Origin of the sequence: Thiocystis violascens DSM 198 (genome assembly GCF_000227745.2) — a bacterium.
Taxonomy (GTDB): domain Bacteria; phylum Pseudomonadota; class Gammaproteobacteria; order Chromatiales; family Chromatiaceae; genus Chromatium; species Chromatium violascens.
Genome location: NC_018012.1, coordinates 277,344 through 301,440 on the forward strand (window position 1 = coordinate 277,344; position 24,097 = coordinate 301,440).

Annotated in this window: 26 protein-coding genes; 21 read left to right on the forward strand and 5 right to left on the reverse strand. The window is 62.4% G+C overall.

What is annotated here, in order from left to right; genetic code table 11:
* Positions 1-3: 3 nt before the first annotated feature.
* A complete protein-coding gene (gene ptsP / locus THIVI_RS01280; RefSeq protein WP_014776841.1) occupies positions 4-2,535 on the reverse strand; it encodes a phosphoenolpyruvate--protein phosphotransferase in 2,532 nt (843 codons plus the stop codon).
* 24 nt (positions 2,536-2,559) lie between these two features.
* Positions 2,560-3,867 (reverse strand): carbohydrate porin, encoded by a 1,308-nt coding sequence (locus THIVI_RS01285; RefSeq protein ID WP_014776842.1) that lies wholly within the window; start codon positions 3,865-3,867, stop codon positions 2,560-2,562.
* Between the two features lie 423 nt (positions 3,868-4,290).
* On the opposite strand from THIVI_RS01285, the gene THIVI_RS01290 reads away from it, so the two are divergent.
* A complete protein-coding gene (locus THIVI_RS01290) occupies positions 4,291-5,577 on the forward strand; it encodes an MFS transporter (protein WP_245537344.1) in 1,287 nt (428 codons plus the stop codon).
* A 90-nt stretch (positions 5,578-5,667) separates the two neighbouring features.
* On the opposite strand, the gene THIVI_RS01295 is transcribed toward THIVI_RS01290, so the two are convergent.
* A complete protein-coding gene (locus tag THIVI_RS01295; protein ID WP_014776844.1) occupies positions 5,668-6,219 on the reverse strand; it encodes a YaeQ family protein in 552 nt (183 codons plus the stop codon).
* 131 nt (positions 6,220-6,350) lie between these two features.
* Here THIVI_RS01295 and THIVI_RS01300 point away from each other — a divergent pair, with 131 nt between their 5' ends.
* The 4 genes from THIVI_RS01300 to THIVI_RS25465 all read left to right on the forward strand — a co-directional run bounded on the left by THIVI_RS01300 (position 6,351) and on the right by THIVI_RS25465 (position 10,178).
* A complete protein-coding gene (locus tag THIVI_RS01300; RefSeq protein ID WP_014776845.1) occupies positions 6,351-6,563 on the forward strand; it encodes a hypothetical protein in 213 nt (70 codons plus the stop codon).
* Positions 6,564-6,592: 29 nt separating this feature from the next.
* Positions 6,593-7,993 carry a GH1 family beta-glucosidase gene (locus tag THIVI_RS01305; RefSeq protein WP_014776846.1) on the forward strand — a complete coding sequence of 467 codons (1,401 nt, stop codon included), beginning with the start codon at positions 6,593-6,595 and terminating at the stop codon, positions 7,991-7,993.
* A gap of 53 nt (positions 7,994-8,046) precedes the next feature.
* Positions 8,047-8,946: a glycosyltransferase gene (locus THIVI_RS01310; protein WP_014776847.1), complete on the forward strand. Its 900-nt coding sequence runs from the start codon at positions 8,047-8,049 to the stop codon at positions 8,944-8,946.
* 584 nt (positions 8,947-9,530) lie between these two features.
* Positions 9,531-10,178, forward strand: a complete 648-nt coding sequence (locus THIVI_RS25465) for a hypothetical protein (protein WP_014776848.1) — start codon at positions 9,531-9,533, stop codon at positions 10,176-10,178.
* 57 nt (positions 10,179-10,235) lie between these two features.
* Here the strand turns inward: THIVI_RS25465 and THIVI_RS01320 are convergent, their stop codons facing one another.
* Positions 10,236-11,345, reverse strand: coding sequence for an IS5 family transposase (locus THIVI_RS01320; protein ID WP_041447199.1), 1,110 nt, complete (start codon positions 11,343-11,345; stop codon positions 10,236-10,238).
* A gap of 376 nt (positions 11,346-11,721) precedes the next feature.
* Positions 11,722-14,445, reverse strand: a complete 2,724-nt coding sequence (gene polA, locus THIVI_RS01325; protein ID WP_014776850.1) for a DNA polymerase I — start codon at positions 14,443-14,445, stop codon at positions 11,722-11,724.
* A gap of 310 nt (positions 14,446-14,755) precedes the next feature.
* On the opposite strand from polA, the gene THIVI_RS01330 reads away from it, so the two are divergent.
* From THIVI_RS01330 to THIVI_RS22430, 16 genes are all read left to right on the forward strand, one after another.
* Positions 14,756-14,914: a light-harvesting protein gene (locus THIVI_RS01330; RefSeq protein WP_014776851.1), complete on the forward strand. Its 159-nt coding sequence runs from the start codon at positions 14,756-14,758 to the stop codon at positions 14,912-14,914.
* 40 nt (positions 14,915-14,954) lie between these two features.
* Positions 14,955-15,188 carry a light-harvesting antenna LH1, alpha subunit gene (gene pufA / locus THIVI_RS01335; protein WP_014776852.1) on the forward strand — a complete coding sequence of 78 codons (234 nt, stop codon included), beginning with the start codon at positions 14,955-14,957 and terminating at the stop codon, positions 15,186-15,188.
* Between the two features lie 112 nt (positions 15,189-15,300).
* Positions 15,301-15,435 carry a light-harvesting antenna LH1, beta subunit gene (pufB, locus tag THIVI_RS01340; RefSeq protein ID WP_014776853.1) on the forward strand — a complete coding sequence of 45 codons (135 nt, stop codon included), beginning with the start codon at positions 15,301-15,303 and terminating at the stop codon, positions 15,433-15,435.
* Between the two features lie 27 nt (positions 15,436-15,462).
* The gene (pufA, locus tag THIVI_RS23250; protein ID WP_014776854.1) at positions 15,463-15,624 is read left to right on the forward strand and encodes a light-harvesting antenna LH1, alpha subunit; all 162 of its coding nucleotides are present in this window, start codon (positions 15,463-15,465) and stop codon (positions 15,622-15,624) included.
* A 305-nt stretch (positions 15,625-15,929) separates the two neighbouring features.
* Positions 15,930-16,055: a light-harvesting antenna LH1, beta subunit gene (gene pufB / locus THIVI_RS01345; RefSeq protein WP_041446763.1), complete on the forward strand. Its 126-nt coding sequence runs from the start codon at positions 15,930-15,932 to the stop codon at positions 16,053-16,055.
* 27 nt (positions 16,056-16,082) lie between these two features.
* Positions 16,083-16,244: a light-harvesting antenna LH1, alpha subunit gene (pufA, locus tag THIVI_RS23255; protein ID WP_014776854.1), complete on the forward strand. Its 162-nt coding sequence runs from the start codon at positions 16,083-16,085 to the stop codon at positions 16,242-16,244.
* A 273-nt stretch (positions 16,245-16,517) separates the two neighbouring features.
* Positions 16,518-17,090, forward strand: coding sequence for a helix-turn-helix domain-containing protein (locus tag THIVI_RS01350; RefSeq protein ID WP_014776856.1), 573 nt, complete (start codon positions 16,518-16,520; stop codon positions 17,088-17,090).
* A gap of 242 nt (positions 17,091-17,332) precedes the next feature.
* Complete coding sequence (gene pufB, locus THIVI_RS01355; protein WP_014776857.1) at positions 17,333-17,458, forward strand: light-harvesting antenna LH1, beta subunit; 126 nt, start codon at positions 17,333-17,335, stop codon at positions 17,456-17,458.
* Positions 17,459-17,485: 27 nt separating this feature from the next.
* The gene (gene pufA / locus THIVI_RS23260; protein WP_014776854.1) at positions 17,486-17,647 is read left to right on the forward strand and encodes a light-harvesting antenna LH1, alpha subunit; all 162 of its coding nucleotides are present in this window, start codon (positions 17,486-17,488) and stop codon (positions 17,645-17,647) included.
* Positions 17,648-17,920: 273 nt separating this feature from the next.
* Positions 17,921-18,493: a helix-turn-helix domain-containing protein gene (locus THIVI_RS01360; protein ID WP_014776856.1), complete on the forward strand. Its 573-nt coding sequence runs from the start codon at positions 17,921-17,923 to the stop codon at positions 18,491-18,493.
* A gap of 242 nt (positions 18,494-18,735) precedes the next feature.
* Positions 18,736-18,861, forward strand: coding sequence for a light-harvesting antenna LH1, beta subunit (gene pufB, locus THIVI_RS01365; RefSeq protein ID WP_014776857.1), 126 nt, complete (start codon positions 18,736-18,738; stop codon positions 18,859-18,861).
* A gap of 27 nt (positions 18,862-18,888) precedes the next feature.
* On the forward strand, positions 18,889-19,050 hold the full coding sequence (pufA, locus tag THIVI_RS23265) for a light-harvesting antenna LH1, alpha subunit (RefSeq protein ID WP_014776858.1): 162 nt from the start codon (positions 18,889-18,891) through the stop codon (positions 19,048-19,050).
* A gap of 289 nt (positions 19,051-19,339) precedes the next feature.
* A complete protein-coding gene (gene kaiC / locus THIVI_RS01370; protein ID WP_014776859.1) occupies positions 19,340-21,049 on the forward strand; it encodes a circadian clock protein KaiC in 1,710 nt (569 codons plus the stop codon).
* A gap of 17 nt (positions 21,050-21,066) precedes the next feature.
* Positions 21,067-21,387: a circadian clock KaiB family protein gene (locus THIVI_RS01375; RefSeq protein WP_014776860.1), complete on the forward strand. Its 321-nt coding sequence runs from the start codon at positions 21,067-21,069 to the stop codon at positions 21,385-21,387.
* 27 nt (positions 21,388-21,414) lie between these two features.
* Positions 21,415-21,816, forward strand: a complete 402-nt coding sequence (locus THIVI_RS25470) for a circadian clock KaiB family protein (RefSeq protein ID WP_014776861.1) — start codon at positions 21,415-21,417, stop codon at positions 21,814-21,816.
* Positions 21,817-21,826: 10 nt separating this feature from the next.
* Positions 21,827-24,016, forward strand: coding sequence for an ATP-binding protein (locus THIVI_RS22430; RefSeq protein ID WP_014776862.1), 2,190 nt, complete (start codon positions 21,827-21,829; stop codon positions 24,014-24,016).
* Positions 24,017-24,097 lie beyond the last annotated feature (81 nt).

Sequence of the window (24,097 nt, forward strand, 5' to 3'; positions counted from 1 at the left end):
GCCTCAGTCATCGCTCTGAACCAGGGCGCGCACCTCGGCGGCGGTCCCCTGGGCCAGTGCCTGTTGGGCGAGGGTCTGGCACTCGGCGAAGGCGCGCGCGCGCACCGCAGCCTTGATGGCCGGGATCGCCGGGACGCTGACCGAGAGTTCTTTCACCCCGAGTCCGACCAGGATCGGCACCGCCTGCGGATCGCTCGCCATGCCGCCGCAGACGCCCACCCATTTACCCTCGGCATCCGCGCCCTCGACCGTGAGCGCGATCAGCCGCAGGATCGCCGGGTTCATGGCATCGGCCTTGGCGCCGAGCTTGGGGTGCCCGCGATCCATGGCGAGCCCGTACTGGGTCAGGTCGTTGGTGCCGATCGAGAAGAAACTCACCTCGCGGGCGAACTGCCGCGCCAGCACGGCGGCCGCGGGCACCTCGACCATGATGCCCAGCTCGACGTCGCCGGCGTCGGGGAGCTTGGCCCGTTCTTCCTCCACCAGCCCCTTGACCGAGCGGATCTCGTCCAGGGTCGCGATCATGGGGAACATCATGCGGATCTTGCCGGTCTTCCCGGCCCGCAGGATGGCGCGGACCTGGGTGCGAAGGATCTCCGGTCGGTCGAGCCCGATCCGCACCCCGCGAATACCGAGCATGGGGTTCTCCTCACGCGGCATGGGGAGATAGGCCAGCGGCTTGTCGCCGCCGACATCCAGGGTGCGGATGATCAGCGGATGGCCGTTCAGGGCCGCCGAAATGTCGCTATAGATCTGGGTCTGCTCGTCCTCCGTCGGGGCGGTAGAGCGGTCGAGATAGAGAAACTCGGAGCGCAGGAGTCCGACCCCTTCGGCGCCCAGGGTCATGCCCTTGCGCGCGTCCTCGATCCCGCCGATGTTGGCCACGACCTCCACGTTGTGACCATCGCGAGTGGTCGCCGGCTCGAAGGCGGCGGCCAGATCGGCGGCCTTTTTCGCGGCCAGGCGCGCCTTGGCCTCGAGGATGCGGTCGATCTCAGCCGGCTCGGGATGGATGCGCAACTGGCCTCGGCCGCCGTCCAGGATCACATCCGAACCATTCGGCAGATCCAGCGCGCGCGGCTCGATTCCGGCCACGGCGGGGATGTCGAGCGCCCGAGCCAGGATGGCGACATGCGAGGTCGCTCCGCCACTGACCGTGGCGAAGCCCAGCACCTCCGCCGGGTTGAGCTGGGCGGTGTCCGATGGGGTCAGTTCCTCGGCGATCAGGATCGAACCGGCGGGGATTTTCGGCTCCTCGACCGGCTGGCCGGTGAGGATGCCAAGGACGCGTCGGCCCACATCGCGCAGATCGGCGGCGCGACCGGCCATGATCTCGTTTTTGAGCCTGGACAGACGCTCGGCGTGGGTCGTGTAGGCACGCTGCCAGGCGAAGGCCGCGCCCTTGCCTTTGGCGATGGCGCTCTCGGCGATGTCGATCAGGTCCGGATCGCCCAGCAGTTCCTGATGCGCGGCGAAGATGGCCGCCTTCTTGGCGTCCGACTGCGCCTTCAGTTCGGTCTGCAACGCCTCCAGCTCGTTCTTGCCACGGTCGAGCGCGTCTTCGAGCTTGCGCCGCTCCTTACGCGGGTCGGTGTCGCCGGTCTCGGGAACCTGGATCTCCTCGCGGCGCAATTGGTAGACCTTGCCGACCCCCAGGCCGGGGGACGCGGCTACGCCCAGCAGCAGATTCGGATCGTCCGACAGGGGGCGGGGGGCCGGGGCCTTGGCCGGATCGGGTTCGGTGGTGGCTGGGGCCGGGGCGGGCCGACTGCCCTCGTCGCCGAGTCCGGCGGCCAGCTCCGGCGCGAGTGCATCGATGGCCACCTGGGAGTCCGGACCCTCCGCGATCAGCACCACCTTGTCCCCCAGGGCGATTTCGAGTCCCATGATGGAGGTGACGCTCTTGGCGTTGGCCTGATCGTCGCCGCGCTGGAGCAGGATTTTGGACGCGAACCCTTTGGACAGGTTGGCGAGCACGGCGGCCGGGCGGGCATGCAGGCCGGTTGGATTGGGGATCAGGATGGCGTCGGAGGTCACGCGCTTGCCCGCGATCTCGGCGGCAGCGCCAGCGCCTTCCGCCAGGGTCAGCGTCAGACAGGGATCCTGACCGCCCCGCACCCGTCCGCTCGCCTGGACCATCCCGGCGATCGCCTCGCCATTGGTCACGATCATCAGCGTTAGAAGGCTCTTGGCGCGGGTGGCCAGAAAGTCGGCTTCGAAGGCGATCAGCGCATCGCCCGTGGCGACCTGCTGTCCCAGCGTCACCTTCGGGGTGAAGCCCTCGCCCTTCAGCGTCACGGTGTCTAGACCGATGTGCATCAGGATCTCGATTCCTTCGCCGGTGGTCAGGGTCACCGCATGACCGGCGTGATGGAGCTGGCTGATCGTCCCCGGACAGGGTGCCGTGAGCACCTGACTCAGGGGGTCGATCGAGAGTCCATCACCGACCATTTTCTGCGAAAAAACCGGGTCCGGAACCTGTTCGAGTGGAAGGATGATCCCGTCCAGGGGCGCGCGAAGCTCAAGTGTAACCACTGCGATTCTCCTGTGGATGGACGGTCAGAATTGCACGCTCACCTTGGCGCCAATGAGCAGCGCATTGTCGATATCGCCGGTGCCCGCTGGACGGATGACATACTGAAGATCCGGCTGAATGGCGATGCCGTGGCCCAGGACGAACTTGTGATTGAGTTCGATCACCGCCTCGTAATCCTTTTCGGCCAGATCCTGGGCGTTACGCGCCACATTGACGCGGTCGCCGAACCAGCCGCTGGTGATCGCCAGCCCCGTGGTGTCCCTGGGACGCGCGCGGAAGAGACCCTCATAGATCAGGCCGGTGTTGAAGTACCAGGTCATGGGATTGACGTCGTCGGTCAGGCTGAAGACGACCGCCCCGAAGCCTGAGAGCCCGCGATCCGCGCCGGCGCTCTCGCGGTAGAGCATCTGATCCGCCAGCACCCAGCCCATGGCGTTGCCCGTCTCGGTGGCGTTGTCGAGTCGCCCGACATTCTGGAACTCGCCGGTCATGTAGTAGCCGCCGATCTTATAGACCCCCGGCAAGGCGTCCTTGGAATCGCGGTTGACGTGATAGTGAATCTCGCCCGCCAGGGTCACGCCGTTGTCGCCGAAGCCCCAACTGGTGCCGTGATCGTTGTGGCTGGGGCTCGCCGGGTCGCCTTCCTTACCCTCGGGGTCACCGTCGTAGACGGCCGCCTGAATGGTCCAGTTTCTCGCGGGGGTGTCATAGCGCGCCCGCGCGCCCCAGGTCGCCAGCGGATAGGCGGTGAAGGTGAAAGGGTTCTGCAGGAACACCGGCTTGGGACTGCCGCAGAATGAATTGTTGAAGAACTGGCAGTAGAGCGGCGAACGCAGGAAATCGTCGTTCGCGATCAGACGCCCATAGGCGAGGTTGAGCCGGTCATCGAGCAGGCGGGTATTGAACTGGACATTGGCGAGCTTGACGTTCTGGCCGCCATAGAGTTCCTGGACGGTGAAGAGGTTGCCGCCCTCGGAGGGGGCGACGAAGCGCTCCGAGACACTCAGACCGTCACGTTTGGAGACCTGGATCAGCAGGTCGGTCCCGCCGATGCCCAGGAGGCGTTCGAGGTCGAAACCAAAATTCAGGCCGATATTGTCGGCATAGGTTCCGCCTTTTATCTCCCCGCCGGAGACATTGGCCATCGGCTCGGCGGTATAGCCCAGATTGATGGTCACGCCTTGTTCCTTCCAGCGATCGCGCGCACCGCCCCAGTTGCCGGTGAGATAATCGCTATTTGGAAAGTCGGTTGCCGCGGCCATCGGCGCGGCGAGGGCCGCGGCAATCGTCAGTGCCGCCAAATCGAATTTAGGGTGCGGACAATCCATCATGCGATCTGCGCTCCGATCAAGTTGACACGAGGGCGGCGCGGCGGGGGAGAGCGATTGATTCGGCGGGCCGCTCTTGACCCATGGACGATATCCCCTCGGACGTCCCGCACCGGTTGTGATTCTCGTCGCGGCGGCTTGAAGCCGTTCCGGCCACATCCTGTCATTTCCACGCATGTCTGTCGAGTCTGCCGGGATGCCTCCAGTAATTCTCGATTTTTGACGTAGGAGCCCGCTTGCGGGCGACTTGCGGACCTGCGGGTTTGCTTGCGGGCGACGGGGTCGGCAGACCCATAGGCGTTTGACAGGTCATGTCGCCCGCAAGCGGGCTCCTACGATGGCGGATGTCAGCGTTTTTCCCAGACACGGCGGATGCGGCTATCATTCCGACCTTTCAATCACAGCCTCCGGCGGATGTATTCAAGCGTGTCGAGCATCCTGATGCATCGCCCGGTTCTGGCCTGGGCGCTTTACGACTGGGCCAATTCAGCCTTCGCGACGACCGTGATGGCGGGGTTCTTTCCCGTTTTCTACAGCGCCATCAGCGGCGATCTGTCCATCCAGGACGCGCAATTCTGGTTCAACGTCGCGCTCTTCGGCGCCAGCCTGCTGGTGGCGATCGCCGCTCCAATTTTAGGCGCCATCGCGGATCGCGGCGGTAGCCGCAAGCGCTTTCTCGCCCTGTTCGCGATGATCGGCATCCTCATGACCGCCGGTCTTGTCTGGGTCCATGCTGGACAATGGCCGCTCGGACTCGCGCTCTTCGCGCTGGGGACCGTGGGGTTCTCGGGCGCCAACGTCTTCTACGACTCCATGCTCCCGGATGTCTCAAGCGCGCGCGATTTCGATCTCGTTTCGGCCTTCGGCTACGCGCTGGGGTATGTGGGCGGGGGACTGCTGTTTGCCGTCAATGTGCTGATGGTCAAGAACCCCGAGTGGTTCGGTCTCTCGGACCCCGGCGAGGCGGTTCGCGTCTCCTTTCTCTCCGTGGCCGTCTGGTGGGCGCTGTTCACGGTGCCGCTGCTGCGGTTCGTCAAGGAGACGCCCACCCAGGATCCGGCGCCGCCGGCGCGCGCGATACGCGAGGGCTGGCGACAGTTACGGCGCACACTGTCGGAAATCCGCAAGCTGCGCGCGATTCTGTTATTCCTCGTGGCCTACTGGATCTATATCGACGGGGTCAACACGGTCATCAAGACCGCCGTGTTTTTCGGCGATCGGGTGTTGGGGCTCGATCAGAGCGCCCTGATCGCCGCGCTGCTGGTTACCCAGTTCGTCGCCTTTCCCGCCGCACTCCTTTTTGGCTGGCTGGGTCAGCGAATCGGCGCGCGGCCAGCGATCCTCATCGGCCTTGCCGTCTATTTTCTGGCGATCGTCTATGCCTGGCGTTTCCTGCGCACCGCGGAGGATTTTTTAATCCTCGCCATCGCGATCGGACTGGTGCAGGGCGGCGTGCAGAGTCTGTCGCGATCGCTCTATGCCCGCCTGATCCCGGTCGACAAGAGCGCCGAATTCTTCGGGTTCTTCAACATGGTCGGAAAATTCGCCACAATCCTCGGGCCGCTCCTGATCGCGCTGACCCCGTTGGTGGTGCCCGGCGCTGGTCCGCGCGACAGCATCCTGTCGCTATCGCTCCTCTTTCTGATTGGTGGCTTCCTGCTGTGGCGGGTGAAACCGGAGGTCGTTCCTGGCGGTTCCAACGGTCGGGCGTAGTCTATAACGGTCTGATCTCGAATGGCTTGCGGCTGGACGCTGACCGCTGTTATCGCGTCAGGCGACCGTCGGCGTTTGGTTGGCGGACGTTCATCGGCCGCTCCTGTCCTGCCGCACGGTCGGCGTCAACTCCACCGTCGTCTGGCCGTTGCCGATCCAGACCTGACCGCCATCGATGGTGCACTGGAGATCCATGGAGCGCGCCACCAGTCCGGTCAGTGACTGCACCTCGACGCTGTTCAGGTCGAGCACCCGGAGATTGCGCAGACGTTGCAGGCTCGCGCCGTTCTGTTGCCACCAGAGGTCGCCCGCCCGGCCCGCGAAATTGATCGTCACCACGTCCTGGGCGCGTCCGCTGGCCTGGCGGAGCCGCCGCTCGTCCGGTTGACCCAGTTCGATCCAGCGCTCGATCTCGCCGCTCAGGCTGCGCTGCCAGAGGTCCGGTTCGTCGTCGGTGGACAGTCCCTTGGTGAAGCTCAACAGCGGGTCGGCGAAGAGACAGAAGGCGAACAGCCGGACCATCATCCGGGTATCGGTTTCGGAGGGATGACGAGCCAGAGTGAGCGCATGGCTAGCGTAATAGTGACGGTCCATGTCGCTGATCTGAACCTGCGCCTTGAACACGGTTGCCTTGAGGGCCATGGAGTCTATCCTGGAATGAGTGAGTGACGCCCCAAGCGGGGCAGACGCTCATGGTAACCGCGAAAGCGCGCCAATACCGGCATGATCCTTGGTCATGCCGATCATTCATTCATCGGAGATGAGGTGTTCCCATGGCTCAATGGCGTGACGTTGCGAAAGCGTTTGCCCTGGCCGATGGCCATATCAGTCAGAAAGAAGTCGACGTCTTGCGTAAGGCGTTATTCGCGGACGGACGGATTTCCAAGAGCGAACTGGATTTTCTAAAAGAAATCAAAAAGGAGGCGACATCGTCGGTGCAGTTGCTCGATGCCTTGATCGCGGATTGCGAAAAGTCGCTCGACTGACGCTGCATTCAGTCCTGGCCGCCGCTCGCATGCAACGCATCCAGTTTCCCGACCATCTGATCTGGGGCGCGGCGACGGCGGCCTTTCAGATCGAGGGGGCCGCCGACCTGGATGGCAAGGCGCCGTCGATCTGGGATCGCTTCACGGCGCGGCGCGGCCGGATTCTGGACGGCACGGACGCCAGCGTTGCCTGCGACCACTACCGGCGCTATCGCGAGGATCTGGATCTCATGGCGGCGCTTGGATTGGGCGCCTATCGCTTCTCCATCTCCTGGCCGCGGGTGATCTCCAGCCCCGCGCGGCGGGCGAATCGGTTGGGCCTCGATTTTTACGACCGGCTGGTGGATGGACTGCTCGCACGCGGGATTCGACCGTTCGCGACCCTCTACCACTGGGATCTGCCCTGGTTCGAGCAGCAGCGCGGCGGCTGGGAGTCGCGCGACACCGTCTGGCGCTTTGCCGACTATGCCGAGGCGGTCGCGCGCGCCCTAGGCGATCGGGTCAAGCATTGGGTCACCATCAACGAGCCGCTCACGATCGCCACTGCGGGCTATGTCTCCGGCGACCACGCGCCCGGTCGACGCCATCCGCTGCGCGCCTTTCGCGTCGCCCACCACCTCCTGCTGGCCCATGGCGCCGGCCTTCAGCGTCTGCGCGCGCACGTCGCCGATGCCGCTGTCGGGCCGGCGCTCAACCTCTTCCCGGTGCTCCCGTGTCGGCGCTCGGATGTGCGTCTGGCCGAGCGGATCGATGCACTGGCGAATCGACTCTTCGCCGATCCGATCCTGGCCGGACGCTATCCGACGTCGCTCCGGCGTCTGCTAACCGTCTACCGACGGACCTTGCGTCCGGGCGATCTGGCGCTCATCGGCCAGCCGGTCGATTTCGTCGGCGTCAACCACTATTCGCACCTCATCGTGGAACGCAACTGGCTGCCCTGGCTGGGTTTTCGGCTGGCGCGCAGCCTCGATCCGAACGCCCGGCACACCGACATGGACTGGCAGATCGAGCCGCGCAGCTTTCTCGATACCCTGACCTGGCTGCGCGAGCGTTACGGCAATCCGCCGGTCTATATTACCGAGAACGGCGCGGCCTTCGTCGATCGGGTCGAGTCGGACGGGAGCGTGCGCGACCCGCAGCGGCGCGACTATCTGGAGGGCTATCTGTTCATGCTGCACCGCGCCATGGACGCGGGCAGCGATGTGCGCGGGTATTTCGTCTGGAGCCTGCTGGACAATTTTGAATGGTCCCTGGGCCTGTCGAAGCGCTTTGGGTTGATCCATGTCGACTATCGAAGCCTGCGGCGGACACCCAAGCTCAGTGCGCGCTGGTATGCGGACGTGTGCCGCACCGGCGGTTTCGATCTCGACGACTCTCTGTATCGATCGCTGCTTGACACGGCGCTCGACGACTCGCTGGAACTGATCTAACCCGCGCCAGCGCCTGTCATTGGAGACGCGATTCAATTTCATCGGGGGACAACATGAAGGCCAGTGTCATCATCCCAACCCTGAACGAAGCCGAACTCCTCCCCGGATTGCTGGATCGGCTCGACCGCCAGACCTTCCGCGACTTCGAGATCATCGTGGCCGATGCCGGGTCGAGCGACGAGACGCGCGCGATCTGCCGCGCGCGAGGCGTGAACCTGACCGAGGGCGGAATGCCCGCAGCGGGCCGCAACCGCGGCGCCGCGGTGGCGCGCGGCGAGCGGCTGTTTTTTTTCGACGCCGATGTCCTGCCGCCGGCGGATTTTTTGGAAAAGGCGCTTGGAGAGATGGACGCGGAGGGGATTCGACTCGCGACCTGTTGGTTCGAGCCGGATTCCGACAATCCGCTCGATGCGCTTCTCTTCGAGCTTGCCAACCAATTCGTCAAGCTCAGTCTCAAGACCGCGCCGCATGCCGGCGGTTTCGCCATTTTCGTCGATCACGAACTTTTCGACCGTGTCGGCGGCTTCGACGAAGCGCTCCGGCTGGCCGAGGATCACGACTTCGTCAAGCGCGCCGCCCGCCATGCCCCGCTGCATCTGCTCGAATCCACCCAGATTCGCATGAGCGTGCGGCGTCTGGAAAAGGACGGTCGCTTCAGCTACAGCGCCAAGTGTCTCCAGGTCGAACTGCACCGACTTTTCAAGGGCGAGGTGACCGAAGACATCGTCGATTACCAGTTTGGCTACGCGCCCTCGGGCAACAATAACGGAGCGGACGAGGGACTGAAGCGGCTGATCGAGCGGATGGCGGTCTGGAGACGCGAGCATGCCGCGACGCTCAAGCGAGTCGCGCGTGACGTGAAGCAGGCACCGGAGGTGCAGGACGCCATGGCCGAACTCAGGCGCAATTTCGATACCTTGAAGGAGGCCGTGCGGGCCTATCTGTCACGCTGATGCGAGTCGCATAAAGAACCCCCGACGCCCTGGGGTAAAGACGTCGGGGGAATGCTTTCCCGGCAGAGCTGCCGGTACTTGAGGCTGCCAGGGGGATGAACAGCCCCGTTTCGCTCGTAAAATGTGACCGGAGTCACTTGGCGAAGTTCCGCGGGCGCTGTCCGAAATCTTCTTGGGAATTTGGAATTTCCGGGAAACGTCAACCCAAACTTGATCCGTTCGCGGTGACATTGAATCTGTTCGTCCCAAAGCCTGTCTTGAGCGAAGCCGAAGGTCTCATGGGTTCAGTCGGACGATCCGTTCATCTAAACGATCTCCGTACCGTTCGAGGCGCTGCCATTCAGTTAAGGCGATTTCCGGGAAAGACTTTACCGATTTTCCGTTCATCCTTCGATACGCTCAGGACGAACGGAAAATCGCGCTCCGAAGCCGACATTGAATCCGTTCGTGGTGAGCTTGTCGAACCATGAACGGATTCAATGTCGCAACGAACGGATGCAATATTACATCGCCATGCCCCGCGGACCGTGGCTTGTCGCACTGGCTTTCCTTGTTCTGTTCGCGCCCACCACGGAACCATCAGGATGACACCGGAAGAATTTATCGCAAACTGGAAAGGGAACCGGCTCAACGAACGTGCCGGCGCGCAACAAAACTTTAGCGACCTCTGCGAACTGCTCAGCGTCGAGAAGCCGCGCGATCCCGACAACTCCCGACTCCATGAGAGATGGGCATTGCAGATGGGCAGTAGCCTTGAGGATCGCCTCCGCTATACATCGTCCAGCACTTTTCGGACCTTCCCCTTCCCCGAAGGACTGACCCCGGCCAATACCAACCAAGGAACCGAGACACTCGAATCGGGCGCCGTGATCCCGACCGTCGACACCGAGCGTCGGCCACACGCCCAGGCCATCGCCGAGGCCGCGCACCGTCTCAACGCACTGCGCGAGAACTGGCTGAACCCGCCCGAGTGGATCGAACGCATCCCCGAAGTCGTCCCCGGCTACCCGGAGCGGATCGTACCCAAGACCGAACACGCTGCCGAGCTGAAGAAACGCACCCTCACCAACCTCTACAACACGCCCCCGGCCTGGCTGGTCAATCACCATCAAGCACTCGATACGGCGGTGGCGAACGCCTACGGCTGGAGCGACGACACGCCGGCCTTGTCCGACGCCGAGATTCTGCGCCGCCTGCTGGCGTTGAACCTCGCGCGGATCGGATCGGACTAGCGTCCGCGCTCTGCCTCCCACCTTTCATCCACTGCCATTAAGAGGGTGTAGACAAAATCAAACCGTTGTGGTCAACCGCCGCAGCAGGATGCGCGCCTCCGCCAGCCAAACCCAGGTTTCGGAGACCGCTGGCAGACGGTCATGATGCATGATCAATCGACGGGCACGCTCATTCCACGCATGGGTGCGCTCGACAACCCAGCGCTTCGGCAGCGGAACGAAGCCGTCGGCGTTGGCGATCACCACTCGGTCAGGCGCCCCGTCCACGTGCCAGGAGCCAACGCTTTTGTTGGCTGGATGGCGCACGACTTCCACGCGGATCGCGTGGGTCTGCTCGGTGGTTTGGGCAAATTGACCGGCGTAGGCGCTATCGACAAACAGCGTGTTGATCTGGGGGTACTTGGCGGCCGTGTCAGCGACGGCGCCCGAGGCGGCATCGCGGTCCTGAAGATTGGCCGCGACCACGCTCACCGCCAACACGAACCCCAAGGTATCGACCACCAGGCTGCGCTTGCGCCCCTTGACCTGCTTGCCCGCATCAAAGCCGCTCGGTCCACCCTGCGGCGAGCCGCGGGTCGATTGCGCATCCAGCACCGCCGCCGTCGGCGCGATCTCACGCCCCTCGCGTTCGCGCCATTGCCCCCGCAGTCGATCATGCATCTGCTCAAACTTCCCAGCCGCACTCCAACGGCGAAACGTCTTGTAGACATTCTGCCAAGGCGCGAAATCGTGCGGCAGCATCCGCCACGCGCACCCCGTGCGCACCACGTAGCAACACGCCTCCAGGATGCTCCGGCGCGACACGCGGGGCGGTTGACCCCGCCCGCCCGGCATCTCAAAGAGAGCGGCGACCAAGTCCCACTCCGCATCGGTCAGACAACTTGGGTAGCTTTGGTCGGGGTCGTGGCGACGATGCGCATCCGTATACCCATACCGACGCGGCGTTGCGCGCGCTTGCGCCTCGAGACCACTCTCGCCCCGGAGGCGCGTGACGCCCGCCTCCCGCAAGGACTTGCGAATCGTTGCTTCATGAGCCTCGATTCCCGTCCGTGCCGCGAGTTCCCGGGCAATCTCTGACAGCGTGGAGGTCGGGCGATCCGTGACAATTTGACGCAATACCGCTTGCTCCGCCTCGTGAATCTTGGGGGGACGACCAGCTTTCGACATCAGCGCACACCAGCTCAGTTGTAGACTGGTATACAAATAGCAGCTCAATTATTTTTGTCTACACCCTCTAAGAAACTGTTCATTTACAGGTTCCCGATATTTGTCCGACAGGGTGATTTTCCGGAAAAGATTTGACCGGTTTTCCGTTCGTCCTGAGCTTGTCGAAGCCTGTCATGAGCTTGTCGAATGGGACGAACGGAAAACCTCGCTCCGAGGCCGACATTGCATCCGTTCATGGTTCGACAAGCTCACCACGAACGGATGCAATGTCACCACGAACGGCTGCAATGTCACCACGAACGGCTGCAATGTCACCACGAACGGCTGCAATGTCACCACGAATCGCGCGTAACGATGCGTCCGTGACGGACGCGGTTCAATGCGCCTCGTCCCAATTCTCGCCAACGCCAATATCCACGATCAGCGGAACCGCCAGTTCGGCCGCCGACTCCATGGCGCTCCGAATCCGCACGCTGGCTATCTCGACGGCATCCTCCGCCACCTCGAACACCAGTTCGTCATGGACCTGCATGATCATGCGAACCGGCGGGCGTTCCGACTGAATCCATTGATCCAGCGCGATCATGGCGCGCTTGATGATGTCGGCGGCGGTGCCCTGCATGGGGGCGTTGATGGCGGTGCGCTCGGCGCCCGCGCGTCGCCCCTGGTTGCTGTGGCCGATGTCGGCGAGATAGAGCCGACGCCCGAACAGGGTTTCGACATAGCGGTCTTCGCGGGCCTGGGCGCGGATGCGGTCCATGAACGCCCGCACCCCCGGATAGCGGGCGAAATAGCGGTCCACGTACTCCTGGGCGGCGCCCCGCTCGATGCCGAGCTGACGCGCCAGTCCAAAGGCCGACATGCCATAGATGAGCCCGAAATTGATCGCTTTGGCCGAACGACGCTGTTCGCTGGTCACTGACTCGGGTGCGAGACCCAGAATCTCCGCCGCCGTGGCGCGGTGGATGTCCTGGCCCGTGACGAAGGCGTTGAGCAGCCGTTCGTCGCCGGAGAGATGGGCCATGATCCGCAGCTCGATCTGCGAGTAGTCGGCGGCGAGCATCCGGTATCCCGGCTCCGCGATGAAGGCACGACGGATCAGCCGGCCTTCCTCGGTGCGGATGGGGATGTTCTGTAGATTCGGATCGCTGGACGACAGGCGCCCGGTGGCGGCGACCGCCTGATGGTAAGAGGTATGCACCCGCCCGGTTTCGGGGTTGACCATCTGGGGCAGCTTGTCGGTGTAGGTGGATTTGAGTTTCGAAAGACTGCGGTGTTGGAGGATGAGACCGGGGAGTTCATGACCGTCCGCCGCCAGTCGCTCCAGCACGTCCTCGGAGGTGGACGGCGCGCCCTTGGGGGTCTTGGCGACCACCGGCAGACCCAGCTCCTCGAAGAATATGGCCCCGATCTGCTTGGGCGAGCCGATGTTGAACGGATGGCGGGCGCTCGCGTATGCCTGGGTCTCCAGCTCGGCGATGCGCCGGCCCAGATCCTGGCTCTGACGGGCCAGCAGGCCGCTGTCGATCCGCACCCCGGTACGCTCGATCCGCGACAGGATGGGGACCAGCGGCATCTCGATGGAACGATACAGATGGGCCAGCGAGGGGGTCGCCTCCAGCCGGGGCCAGAAGGCCCGATGTAGCCGCAGCGTGATGTCGGCGTCCTCGGCGGCATAGTGGCCGGCCTGCTCCAGCGGGATCTGATCGAAGCTGAGCTGCTTGACTCCCTTGCCCGCGATGTCCTCGAAATGCACCGTGTCGTAGTCCAGATATTTCTTGGCTAGCGCGTCCATGTTGTGCCGGGTGGCGGTGCTGTCGAGCACATAGCTTTCGAGCATGGTGTCGTGGGCGATGCCGCGCAGTTCGATGCCATGACGGGCCAGTACGCTCATGTCGAACTTGAGATTCTGACCAACCTTGGAGCGGCTGGCGTCCTCCAGCAGCGGTTTCAATCGGGCTAGAACCCGGTCGCGGTCGAGCTGATCCGGGGCGCCGGGATAGGCGTGGGCGACCGGAACATAGGCCGCCTGGCCGGGCTCGATGGCGAAGGACAGACCCACCAGGTCGGCGCGCATGTAGTCGAGACCGGTGGTTTCGGTATCGAACGCAAACAGCGCGGCCGACTCCAGGCGCCGCATCCAGATCTCGAAGGCGTCCGGGGTGAGGATCAGATCATAGTCGACGTGGGGCAGGGCCGCCGGGGGCACTGGCTCTGGCGCTGGCGGTGTGTCGGCCTGCTGGGCGATTCCGTCGAGGGTCGCGAGCAGACGGCGCGATTCGAAGCGTTCGTACCAGCCGCGCAGGGTTTCCACGTCGGGCGGGGTTCGGCGCAGATCCGTGGGGCCATACTCAAGCGCGACATCGCGCTTGATGGTGGTGAGCTGGCGCGACAGCGGTAACTGGTCGAGCGCCGCGCGCAGGTTTTCCCCGATCTTACCCTTGATCGTCCCCGCGTTGGCGATCACGCCCTCCAGTCCGCCGTATTCGGCGATCCACTTCACGGCGGTCTTTTCGCCGCACTTCGGCACGCCGGGCACATTGTCGGCGCTGTCGCCCATCAGGCTCAGATAATCGACGATGCGCTCGGGCGGGACGCCAAATTTCTCCCGCACCCCGGCCGGGTCCAGCAGAGTATCGGTCATGGTATTGACCAAGGTGACATGCTCGTCAACGAGTTGCGCCATGTCCTTGTCGCCAGTCGAGATCAGGGTCGGGATGCCCATGGCGGCTGCCTGGGTGGCGAGCGTACCGATGACGTCATCGGCCTCGACCTCCGGAATCACCAGCAGCGGCAGACCCATCGCCCGAATGACTTCCTGTAATGGTTGGATCTGTTCGCGCAGATCCTCCGGCATCGGCGGGCGATGCGCCTTGTACGCGGGATAAAGATCGTTGCGAAAGCTCTTGCCGGCGGCGTCGAAGACCACCCCGAGATATTCCGGCCGATGTTCCTCGATCAGTTTGCGCAGCATGTTGAGCACGCCCAGCAGGGCGCCGGTCGGCTCGCCCCTGGAGTTGGTCAGCTTGGGCAGCGCGTGATAGGCGCGAAACAGATAGCCGGAGGCGTCGACCAGGATCAGGGGGTATTTGGGTGGCATGTGGCGTCTCGATCGGATAGGGCGTCCCGCTGGGGACGAATGCCCGAACGTTAGCACAAGCCGCGTTCTCTTCGACCTCGACCCGTCGACGGCGGAGTCTTGGACGTTGTCAAATTTACTTGACATTATTTTCTGTCAGTCTATCCTGACACGTAGGATCACTTGCGAATACTAGTAAGTCCACTGATAGACCTCCTGATTCAACTAGGTCTTTCCATTGGACCTGATCCGACGGCGACTTTCTCCGCTGGTTGCTCACGGCAACCGGGAAGGGAGTCAGGGCGATGTCATCAAAGTGGGAGGCCAGCACATGGCTGAGCAGCAGAAAAGCAGTATTTCGAGCATTTCGGGGCTTACCGAGGCACAAGCAAAAGAATTTCATGCACAGTTCAAGGTGACCTATACCGCGTTTGTCGGTTTGGCTGGCGCCGTTCATCTGTTCATTCTCGCGGCGAAACCCTGGTTTTGAACCCCGGTTCCAATCATTCGGCATTTAAGAGGATCTACTAATGGAATTCATGGGTTACAAACCGCTTGAGCAAGATTACCGGTTCTGGATGGTCGTCAATCCCGGCACTTGGCTAATCCCGATTCTGATGGTTGTTTTGGGGATTGCGCTGCTGGTGCACATGTACGCATTTTCCCTGCCGGGTCAGGGATTCAGCGCCAAGGCAGAAGCGGCTCCGGTGGTCGAAGCGGCTCCGGCTGTCGAAGCGGCGCCGGTTGCGGCTCCCGCGCAGTGAATTGAGAGGGTTGTGACGGGCTCCGTCATGACTGGGTAACCGCTTTATGTAATCAAATGAAGCGATTGAATGAAGCGGTATTGTCATTAATCCCTGAAGGGAAGGTGAATCAATGTCCTCGCTATCCGGCTTGACCGAACAACAAGCAAAAGAGTTCCACGAGCAGTTCAAGATTACCTATACCGCCTTTGTTGGCCTTGCGGCCCTGGCGCACATGATGGTGCTTGCCGCGAATCCCTGGTTTTAATCCTGACCACCTGACGAGAACAAGACAATGAGCGAAATCGCAAAGCCCAAGAATCCCGATGACGATTGGAAAATCTGGCTGGTGGTGAATCCGTCGACCTGGTTAATGCCGATCCTGTTTGCCGTGCTGCTGATCGTGCTGACCGTGCATATCACCGTCCTGAACCTTGGTTGGTTTACCTGGGGCTGAGGCTGTTCGGGGACTGCGGCCGCCGACTGGCTGGCGGCAGTCCCATGAAGGTCGCGTGATGAGCATTGATCGCCGTTTCGGCCTAATCCGATCTACTCGGCCAGAGCGGATTCAGGCATCGCCGTTGCGTTGACGGCCCGCGGGGTGCATCGTGACCTCGTATGCGTTCTGCGAAATTTCAACGTCGATGGTCGGAATGGCGATCAATGCTTTTTAACGTCGCGGCGAGTGTCGTTGCGCGGAGTGGCCGTCTCATACATCAATGAAGCGGTATTTTCATGAGTCCTTAAGTGGGGAATAAGTCGATGAATGGCTTAACTGAACAGCAAGCAAAAGAGTTCCATGCACAGTTCAAGATTACCTATACCGCCTTTGTTGGCCTTGCGGCCCTGGCGCACATGATGGTGCTTGCCGCGAACCCTTGGTTTTAATCCTGACCACCTAACGAGATCAAGACAATGAGCGAAATCGCAAAGCCGAAGAACCCCGATGACGATTGGAAAATCTGGCTGGTGGTCAATCCGTCGACCTGGTTGATGCCGATCCTGTTTGCCGTGCTGCTGATCGTGCTGACCGTGCACATCACCGTCCTGAACCTTGGTTGGTTTACCTGGGGCTGAGGATGTTGCAGGGACTGTGGTCGCCACGGCGGCGGCAGTCCCAAGAGATTGTTGCGTCATCGTCTCCCTGGTCAGCGGTGATCGTCCGTCGCGATCCCGTGTCAGTGGGTCACGGCCATTCAGTTAAGCCGTTCATGGTTCGAGGGCCTCACCACGAACGGCTTAACTGAATGGCCATGGCCTCACCACGAACGGTTTAACTGAATGGCCGTGGTGTCAGTGGGGCCGTTCGCGATCTGTCTATCGACCTGGTGAAACGACACTCAAATTCCCATGAAAGAGCCCCTTTTCATCCGCCCCCTGAGTGCCGAGGAGCGGCAGACCCTGGAAGCCGGCCTTTGCGCATCCGATTCCTTCATCCGGCGCCGCTGCCAGATTCTGCTGTCCAATGCCGATGGTCATACGGCCCCGAAACTTTCCGTCATGCTCGGTTGCGCCTCGGAAACCGCGCGTAGTGCCCTGCGCGCCTTTGCTGTCGAGGGGCTGGAATGTCTCAACGCGAAGTCGCGCCGCCCCAAGAATCTCCACCGTCCCTTGCTGGAGGGCGAGCAAGCCGAGCAACTCCGTGCGTTACTCCACTTTCATCCGCGGGAGTTTGGCAAATCGGCCAATCTCTGGACCCTGTCCTTGATCGCTGAAGTTGCCTTCGAGCGTGGCCTGACTGGACGGTTGTTGTGCATTGAAGCGATTCGGCAGGTGTTGAAGCGGCTGGGAGTCGACTGGAAGCAGGCCAAACACTGGTCTGCCAACCCCTTCTTGCGCGATGCGCGTCGAGAAGCGCCGCAGTCTGCTGTCCGTGCGGGTGGCGACAACGCCGGAATTCCCGCCGTTGCCTGGCGAGTGTAAAAAACTTGACATCCTGGCATGTCAAGCTAATCTGACACGTAATATCACGTATCTATCCTGTTTTATTGACTGGCGTAGACTCGTTATTTCGGTAGTGCGTGATCGGTCGGCGGCGTTTGCGAAGTGCGGTCGAGGCGGCTCCGATCATGTGTTTTTGGTTGTGGCGAGTTCCGTCATGACTTTTGGTCGTTGTTTCATCCATGAAGCAGCGTGTCATCAATTCCCGATGGGGAGATCCTTCGATGAATGGCTTAACCGAACAGCAGGCGAAAGAGTTCCACGAGCAGTTCAAGATTACCTATACCGCCTTTGTTGGCCTTGCGGCCCTGGCGCACATGATGGTGCTTGCCGCGAACCCTTGGTTTTAATCCTGACCACCTAACGAGATCAAGACAATGAGCGAAATCGCAAAGCCGAAGAACCCCGATGACGATTGGAAAATCTGGCTGGTGGTCAATCCGTCGACCTGGTTGATGCCGATCCTGTTTGCCGTGCTGCTGATCGTGCTGACCGTGCACATCACCGTCCTGAACCTTGGTTGGTTTACCTGGGGCTGAGGATGTTGCAGGGACTGTGGTCGCCACGGCGGCGGCAGTCCCAAGAGATTGTTGCGTCATCGTCTCCCTGGTCAGCGGTGATCGTCCGTCGCGATCCCGTGTCAGTGGGTCACGGCCATTCAGTTAAGCCGTTCATGGTTCGAGGGCCTCACCACGAACGGCTTAACTGAATGGCCATGGCCTCACCACGAACGGTTTAACTGAATGGCCGTGGTGTCAGTGGGGCCGTTCGCGATCTGTCTATCGACCTGGTGAAACGACACTCAAATTCCCATGAAAGAGCCCCTTTTCATCCGCCCCCTGAGTGCCGAGGAGCGGCAGACCCTGGAAGCCGGCCTTTGCGCATCCGATTCCTTCATCCGGCGCCGCTGCCAGATTCTGCTGTCCAATGCCGATGGTCATACGGCCCCGAAACTTTCCGTCATGCTCGGTTGCGCCTCGGAAACCGCGCGTAGTGCCCTGCGCGCCTTTGCTGTCGAGGGGCTGGAATGTCTCAACGCGAAGTCGCGCCGCCCCAAGAATCTCCACCGTCCCTTGCTGGAGGGCGAGCAAGCCGAGCAACTCCGTGCGTTACTCCACTTTCATCCGCGGGAGTTTGGCAAATCGGCCAATCTCTGGACCCTGTCCTTGATCGCTGAAGTTGCCTTCGAGCGTGGCCTGACTGGACGGTTGTTGTGCATTGAAGCGATTCGGCAGGTGTTGAAGCGGCTGGGAGTCGACTGGAAGCAGGCCAAACACTGGTCTGCCAACCCCTTCTTGCGCGATGCGCGTCGAGAAGCGCCGCAGTCTGCTGTCCGTGCGGGTGGCGACAACGCCGGAATTCCCGCCGTTGCCTGGCGAGTGTAAAAAACTTGACATCCTGGCATGTCAAGCTAATCTGACACGTAATATCACGTATCTATCCTGTTTTATTGACTGGCGTAGACTCGTTATTTCGGTAGTGCGTGATCGGTCGGCGGCGTTTGCGAAGTGCGGTCGAGGCGGCTCCGATCATGTGTTTTTGGTTGTGGCGAGTTCCGTCATGACTTTTGGTCGTTGTTTCATCCATGAAGCAGCGTGTCATCAATTCCCGATGGGGAGATCCTTCGATGAATGGCTTAACCGAACAGCAGGCGAAAGAGTTCCACGAGCAGTTCAAGATTACCTATACCGCCTTTGTTGGCCTTGCGGCCCTGGCGCACATGATGGTGCTTGCCGCGAATCCCTGGTTTTAATCCTGACCACCTGACGAGAACAAGACAATGAGCGAAATCGCAAAGCCCAAGAATCCCGATGACGATTGGAAAATCTGGCTGGTGGTCAATCCGTCGACCTGGCTGATGCCGATCCTGTTTGCCGTGCTGCTGATCGTGCTGACCGTGCATGTCACCGTCCTGTCGCTCGGCTGGTTTACCTGGGGCTGACATTGACGCGGGGATGGTCGCGATCCTTGCGATTGCCGCGATCCCCTACCGCGCATCTCCTGTAGATCCCGAACCCTGTGGCAAGGGATTGCCCACAGGTTGAACCATGAATCACCCTCATTAATACAGGGATGCTGTGCGACAGCCTCCCGCTTTCTCTGCTGGCTGGGTTAAAATAACGAGCGCTTGAGGGCTATGTGCCCTTGATGAGCATCACCTCCCTCGTTCCCGAAGACGGTCATCTAAGATCGCGACAGCGACGAATGACCTTCAAATCCCAGGTACATCCATGCAGACTGGACCACATAACGGCCCTGACTCCCCTTCGCTCGCGAAATGCCGCACCGGTATTCGTGGCCTTGACGAAATCACCGAGGGCGGACTTCCGCGGGGGCGGCCGACGCTGGTCTGCGGCGCGGCGGGCAGCGGTAAAACCCTGTTGGCGATGGAGTTCATCGTCCGTGGCGCGCGCGAACTCGATGAGCCGGGTGTCTTCATGGCCTTCGAGGAGACCGAGGGCGAGCTGACCGCAAACGTCCATTCGCTCGGTTTCGATCTCGATGGACTGGTCGCCCGGAATCAGGTCGCGCTGGATTACGTCTATATCGAACGTAGCGAGATCGAAGAGACCGGCGATTATGGACTCGACGGGCTTTTTATCCGACTTGGCGGCATGATCGAACAGGTTGGCGCCCGGCGCGTCGCCCTTGACGGCATCGAGGCGTTGTTCGCCGCGCTGCCCAGCGAGGGGATCCTGCGCGCCGAACTGCGTCGACTGTTCCGCTGGCTCAAGGATCAGGGCGTGACCGCCGTCATCACAGGCGAGCAGGGCGAGAACACGCTCACCCGTCATGGTCTGGAGGAATACGTGAGCGACTGCGTCATCTTCCTCGACCATCGCGTCAACAATCAGGTCGCCACGCGCCGCCTGCGCATCGTCAAATATCGCGGCTCCCGACACGGAACCAACGAATATCCCGCGCTCATCGACGAGTTCGGTCTCAGCGTCCTGCCGATCAGCTCCGTCAGTCTCGACCATCGGGCGTCGCGCGAGCGGGTGTCCACCGGGATTCCGCGGCTGGATGCCATGCTCAGCGGCCAGGGCTACTTCAAGGGCAGCAGCGTGCTTATCTCCGGAACCGCCGGCGCCGGCAAGAGCAGCCTCGCGGCGGCGTTCGCCGACAGCGTCTGTCAGCGGGGCGGTCGCTGTCTCTACTGGTCGTCCGAGGAGTCCTCGGATCAGATTCTGCGTAACATGAGCTCGATCGGCATCGATCTCGGTCGGCACATCCAGTCCGGATTGCTGCAATGTTTCGCCGTCCGGCCTACCCTCTACGGGCTGGAGAATCATCTGGTCCGACTCCATAAGCTGGTGGGCGAACAGCGGCCCGAGGCGGTCATCCTCGACCCCATCACCAACTTCGCGGCGGTCGGCGATGCCGCCGAGGTCAAGATCATGCTGACGCGGGTGATCGACTTCCTGAAGAAGGAGGGCATCACGGCGGTCTTCACCAGTCTGACGCAGGGAGGCGGTCATGGTCAGTTGGAGCAGACCGACGAGGGAATCAGCACCCTGACCGATACCTGGCTGTTGGTACAGATGGTTCAGTCCGGTGGAGAACGGAACCGTCTGCTCTATGTTCTCAAGAGCCGCGGCATGGCGCATTCCAATCAGGTACGGGAACTGCTGCTCAGCGATCGCGGCATCGATCTGGCCGATGTCTACACCGGCACGGGACTGCTCCAGACCGGCTCGGAACGGCTTGCCCAGCAGTCTCGCGACCAGTCCGCGGCACTCGCCGAACGCCAGGCCAGCGAACGGCGCCGACGCCTTCTGGAAAAGGAGCGGCGCGTGCTTGCCGCGCGGATCCAGGCACTCCAGGCGCAGCTTGCCGGGGTGGAAGAGGACGCGGCGAGTGCCGAGTCGGAAGAGACGCAGCGCCTCGCGGCGACCGTCCAGACCGAGGCTGACATGAAGCTTGCCCGTTATGCCGATTGATACGGAGCGTTGAGACCATGAATCAATCCGTCACGGAACCGCGTCATCAGGATCAGGACGCCGAGTGCTGGTGTCTGCGACTCTATGTCGCGGGCCAGAGCCCGCGTTCGATCCAGGCTTTTCAGAATCTCAAGGAGTTGTGCGAGACGCATCTTGCCGGTCGTTATGAGATCGAGATCATCGACCTGATCGAGAATCCGCGACTGGCTCGGGGCGATCAGATCGTCGCGGTGCCGACACTGGTCCGCAAACTTCCCGAACCGGTGCGCAAGATCATCGGCGATCTCTCGAATACCGATCGGGTGCTGGTCGGGCTGGATTTGCGTCCGCGGGGCTGAACGTCAACCGATCAATCAGGGGTCACCATGGCGGGCAAAAGCAAGACGTTAACAGGGGGCGACTTATCGGGATCGACGCAAGGAGGCGATGGCCTCGCCAGCTTCGAGGTCGCGGCCCAGGCGCAAGCCAGCGCCGGCTATGTCCTCAGGCTCTATGTGGCCAGCCTGACGCCACGCTCCATGGCCGCGATCCGTTCGGTCAAGGAGGTCTGCGAGAAACATCTCCAGGGTCGTTATGAGTTGGAGGTCATCGATATCTACGAGCATCCGACGCTGGCCAAGGGCGAGCAGATCGTTGCCGCACCGACCCTGATCAAGCAACTGCCGTTGCCGCTGCGCCGCCTGATTGGCGACATGGCCGACGAGCAGCGGGTGCTGGTGGGACTGGATCTGCGTGCCAGGAACGACGGCAAAAGCACCAAGGGTTAGGGAGCACCCAATGCCAGGTTCAGCCAGCCACCCCACAATTGCCAGTCTTCAGGCCGAGAACGCGGAACTGCGAGCGCGTCTCGAAGAGGCCGAGGAAACCGTGCGGGCGATTCGCGAGGGCGAGGTCGACGCCGTCATCGTGAGCGGCAGCCAGGGCGATCGCGTCTTCTCGCTGATGGAGACCGAAAACCTGCACCGGTTGATGGTCGAGACGATGAACGAGGCCGGTCTCGCCATCTCCACGGACGGTCTGCTGCTCTACTGCAACGAATGCGCGGCTACCCTGCTGAAGCGGCCGCGCAATCGCCTGCTGGGTCGCCGGCTCGACGAGTTCGTGGCGCCTCGGGATTTGCGCCGGCTGCATGCCGTGCTGGCGACCTCGCCACGGGAAACCGCGGACGATCGGGTGGTGTTCCTTGCCGCGGACGGCGAAGAGGTGCCGCTGCACCTCTGGGCCAGCCGGCTCGATCGCCCGGAGGAGCCTCTGATCTGTCTGGTTGGCACCGATCTCACCCGGCTTGAGGCCGATCGGGCACTGGTCGCGCAGCTCGAAAAGCAGCAGCGGGCAATCTTCGCCTCCCGTGCCGAGGCGCTCGAACTCATGGCCGAGGCGGTGGAGGCGCGCGAGCAGGCGGCGCAATCGGCCCGCGAACTTCAGGAGAGCGATCAGCGCAAGGATGCTTTTCTCGCCACGCTCGCCCATGAGTTGCGCAATCCGCTCGCCGCGATTCTCAATGCGCTTGAGATCCTGCGCCAGAGCGATGTCCGCGATCCCCTCGCCAACCGTGCTCGGGAGGTCATGGAACGTCAGTTCGCGCATCTGGCGCGACTGGTCGACGATCTGCTGGAAGTCTCGCGCATCACCCGCGGCAAGATCGCGCTGCGCAGGGAGCCGGTCGAGTTGGCCACGATCATCGACAGCGCTGTGGAGACCGTTCGCCCACTGATCGATGCGGCTCAACAGCGACTCAGAGTAAAGCTGCCCCGTCAACCGCTGTGGCTGGGCGCCGATCAGATGCGCCTGGCCCAGGTCTTCGGCAACCTGCTCAACAACGCCACCAAATACACCGGCGCAGGGGGAGAAATCAGGCTCGATGTCCGGCGGCAAAACGGGGCGGTTCGGGTCACGGTGCGCGACACCGGGGTGGGCATCCCCGCCGACCTCTTACCGCGCGTGTTCGATCTCTTCCAGCAGGGCGATCCAGACCAGTTGCGGGTCCACGGCGGTCTCGGGATTGGGTTGTCGCTGGTGCGCAGCCTGGTCGAGCTGCATGACGGCTGGGTCGAGGCGCGGAGCGCCGGGCCAGGGCAGGGGAGCGAGCTGGTGGTCTCTCTTCCGCTTGCGAAAGGGCGAATGCGGACCTCGCAGCGACCAGCGAAGCCCGCGCCACCCCGCCTTCGTGACGGTGTCGGCTTGTCGCCAGACTGCCGTATTTTGGTCGTCGACGACAACCGGGACGCCGCGAACAGCCTGGCGGCGCTGCTCGAACTCAAGGGTGGCGCCGTGCACGTCGCCTATGACGGACCCTCGGCCCTCGCGGTCATGGACGAACTCAGGCCGAACCTGGCGATTCTCGATCTGGGCATGCCTGGTATGGATGGCCACGAGGTGGCCCGCCGTATCCGCGCGCGTCCGGAGTGCCGGGAGACCACGCTGATTGCGATGACCGGACGCTGTCAGGAGACGGATCGGCAGGGCTCGCTGGACGCCGGGTTCGATCACCATCTCGTCAAGCCGGTGCCGCTGGACGTCCTGGACGCCCTGCTGCTGGCCTTTCAGGATCGACCATCCGGGGATTCCGAGTTGTCCGGCATCGCAAGGATCGCATGCCCAGAGTCCTCCGGGCCGGCGCCGAGGCAGCGATTCGCGACGCTGATTCGGGCGCTGGAGCAGGAGCAGGAGACGGATACCGAGCGCGACCGGCAGGCCGATGCCATGGAGCCGATCTTCGCCGCGCTGATCCATGATCTGGCGCAACCCTTGAATACCGTGGGGTGCTATGCCGTCGCGGCGCGTAACCTGGCCATCAAATCGGGCGGCGACCCGGCGCGTCTGTGCGAGGCGCTCCGCGGGATCGATCAACAGATCCAGCTTGCCGGCACGGCCATGGATCGTCTGCGCGAGCGGTTTCGCGGCAGGGCGTTACCCTTCGCGGGTCATTCAAGCGATGATGGCATGGATGTCGCGCGCAATGACTGAGAGCGCAGGGAGGCGGGTCGATTGATCTCCCGATGAAGCGATCCGCGAGCGCGGGTTGTCGCCCCCAGTCACCGAAAGTGG

Bases quoted from the DNA above. Each gene is read 5' to 3' on its own strand.
- THIVI_RS01285 (WP_014776842.1), bottom strand. From the start codon at position 3,867: ATGATGGATTGTCCGCACCCTAAATTCGATTTGGCGGCACTGACGATT.
- THIVI_RS01295 (WP_014776844.1), bottom strand. From the start codon at position 6,219: ATGGCCCTCAAGGCAACCGTGTTCAAGGCGCAGGTTCAGATCAGCGAC.
- THIVI_RS01300 (WP_014776845.1), top strand. From the start codon at position 6,351: ATGGCTCAATGGCGTGACGTTGCGAAAGCGTTTGCCCTGGCCGATGGC.
- THIVI_RS01305 (WP_014776846.1), top strand. From the start codon at position 6,593: ATGCAACGCATCCAGTTTCCCGACCATCTGATCTGGGGCGCGGCGACG.
- THIVI_RS01310 (WP_014776847.1), top strand. From the start codon at position 8,047: ATGAAGGCCAGTGTCATCATCCCAACCCTGAACGAAGCCGAACTCCTC.
- THIVI_RS25465 (WP_014776848.1), top strand. From the start codon at position 9,531: ATGACACCGGAAGAATTTATCGCAAACTGGAAAGGGAACCGGCTCAAC.
- THIVI_RS01320 (WP_041447199.1), bottom strand. From the start codon at position 11,345: ATGTCGAAAGCTGGTCGTCCCCCCAAGATTCACGAGGCGGAGCAAGCG.
- polA (WP_014776850.1), bottom strand. From the start codon at position 14,445: ATGCCACCCAAATACCCCCTGATCCTGGTCGACGCCTCCGGCTATCTG.
- THIVI_RS01330 (WP_014776851.1), top strand. From the start codon at position 14,756: ATGGCTGAGCAGCAGAAAAGCAGTATTTCGAGCATTTCGGGGCTTACC.
- pufA (WP_014776852.1), top strand. From the start codon at position 14,955: ATGGAATTCATGGGTTACAAACCGCTTGAGCAAGATTACCGGTTCTGG.
- pufB (WP_014776853.1), top strand. From the start codon at position 15,301: ATGTCCTCGCTATCCGGCTTGACCGAACAACAAGCAAAAGAGTTCCAC.
- pufA (WP_014776854.1), top strand. From the start codon at position 15,463: ATGAGCGAAATCGCAAAGCCCAAGAATCCCGATGACGATTGGAAAATC.
- pufB (WP_041446763.1), top strand. From the start codon at position 15,930: ATGAATGGCTTAACTGAACAGCAAGCAAAAGAGTTCCATGCACAGTTC.
- pufA (WP_014776854.1), top strand. From the start codon at position 16,083: ATGAGCGAAATCGCAAAGCCGAAGAACCCCGATGACGATTGGAAAATC.
- THIVI_RS01350 (WP_014776856.1), top strand. From the start codon at position 16,518: ATGAAAGAGCCCCTTTTCATCCGCCCCCTGAGTGCCGAGGAGCGGCAG.
- pufB (WP_014776857.1), top strand. From the start codon at position 17,333: ATGAATGGCTTAACCGAACAGCAGGCGAAAGAGTTCCACGAGCAGTTC.
- pufA (WP_014776854.1), top strand. From the start codon at position 17,486: ATGAGCGAAATCGCAAAGCCGAAGAACCCCGATGACGATTGGAAAATC.
- THIVI_RS01360 (WP_014776856.1), top strand. From the start codon at position 17,921: ATGAAAGAGCCCCTTTTCATCCGCCCCCTGAGTGCCGAGGAGCGGCAG.
- pufB (WP_014776857.1), top strand. From the start codon at position 18,736: ATGAATGGCTTAACCGAACAGCAGGCGAAAGAGTTCCACGAGCAGTTC.
- pufA (WP_014776858.1), top strand. From the start codon at position 18,889: ATGAGCGAAATCGCAAAGCCCAAGAATCCCGATGACGATTGGAAAATC.
- kaiC (WP_014776859.1), top strand. From the start codon at position 19,340: ATGCAGACTGGACCACATAACGGCCCTGACTCCCCTTCGCTCGCGAAA.
- THIVI_RS01375 (WP_014776860.1), top strand. From the start codon at position 21,067: ATGAATCAATCCGTCACGGAACCGCGTCATCAGGATCAGGACGCCGAG.
- THIVI_RS25470 (WP_014776861.1), top strand. From the start codon at position 21,415: ATGGCGGGCAAAAGCAAGACGTTAACAGGGGGCGACTTATCGGGATCG.
- THIVI_RS22430 (WP_014776862.1), top strand. From the start codon at position 21,827: ATGCCAGGTTCAGCCAGCCACCCCACAATTGCCAGTCTTCAGGCCGAG.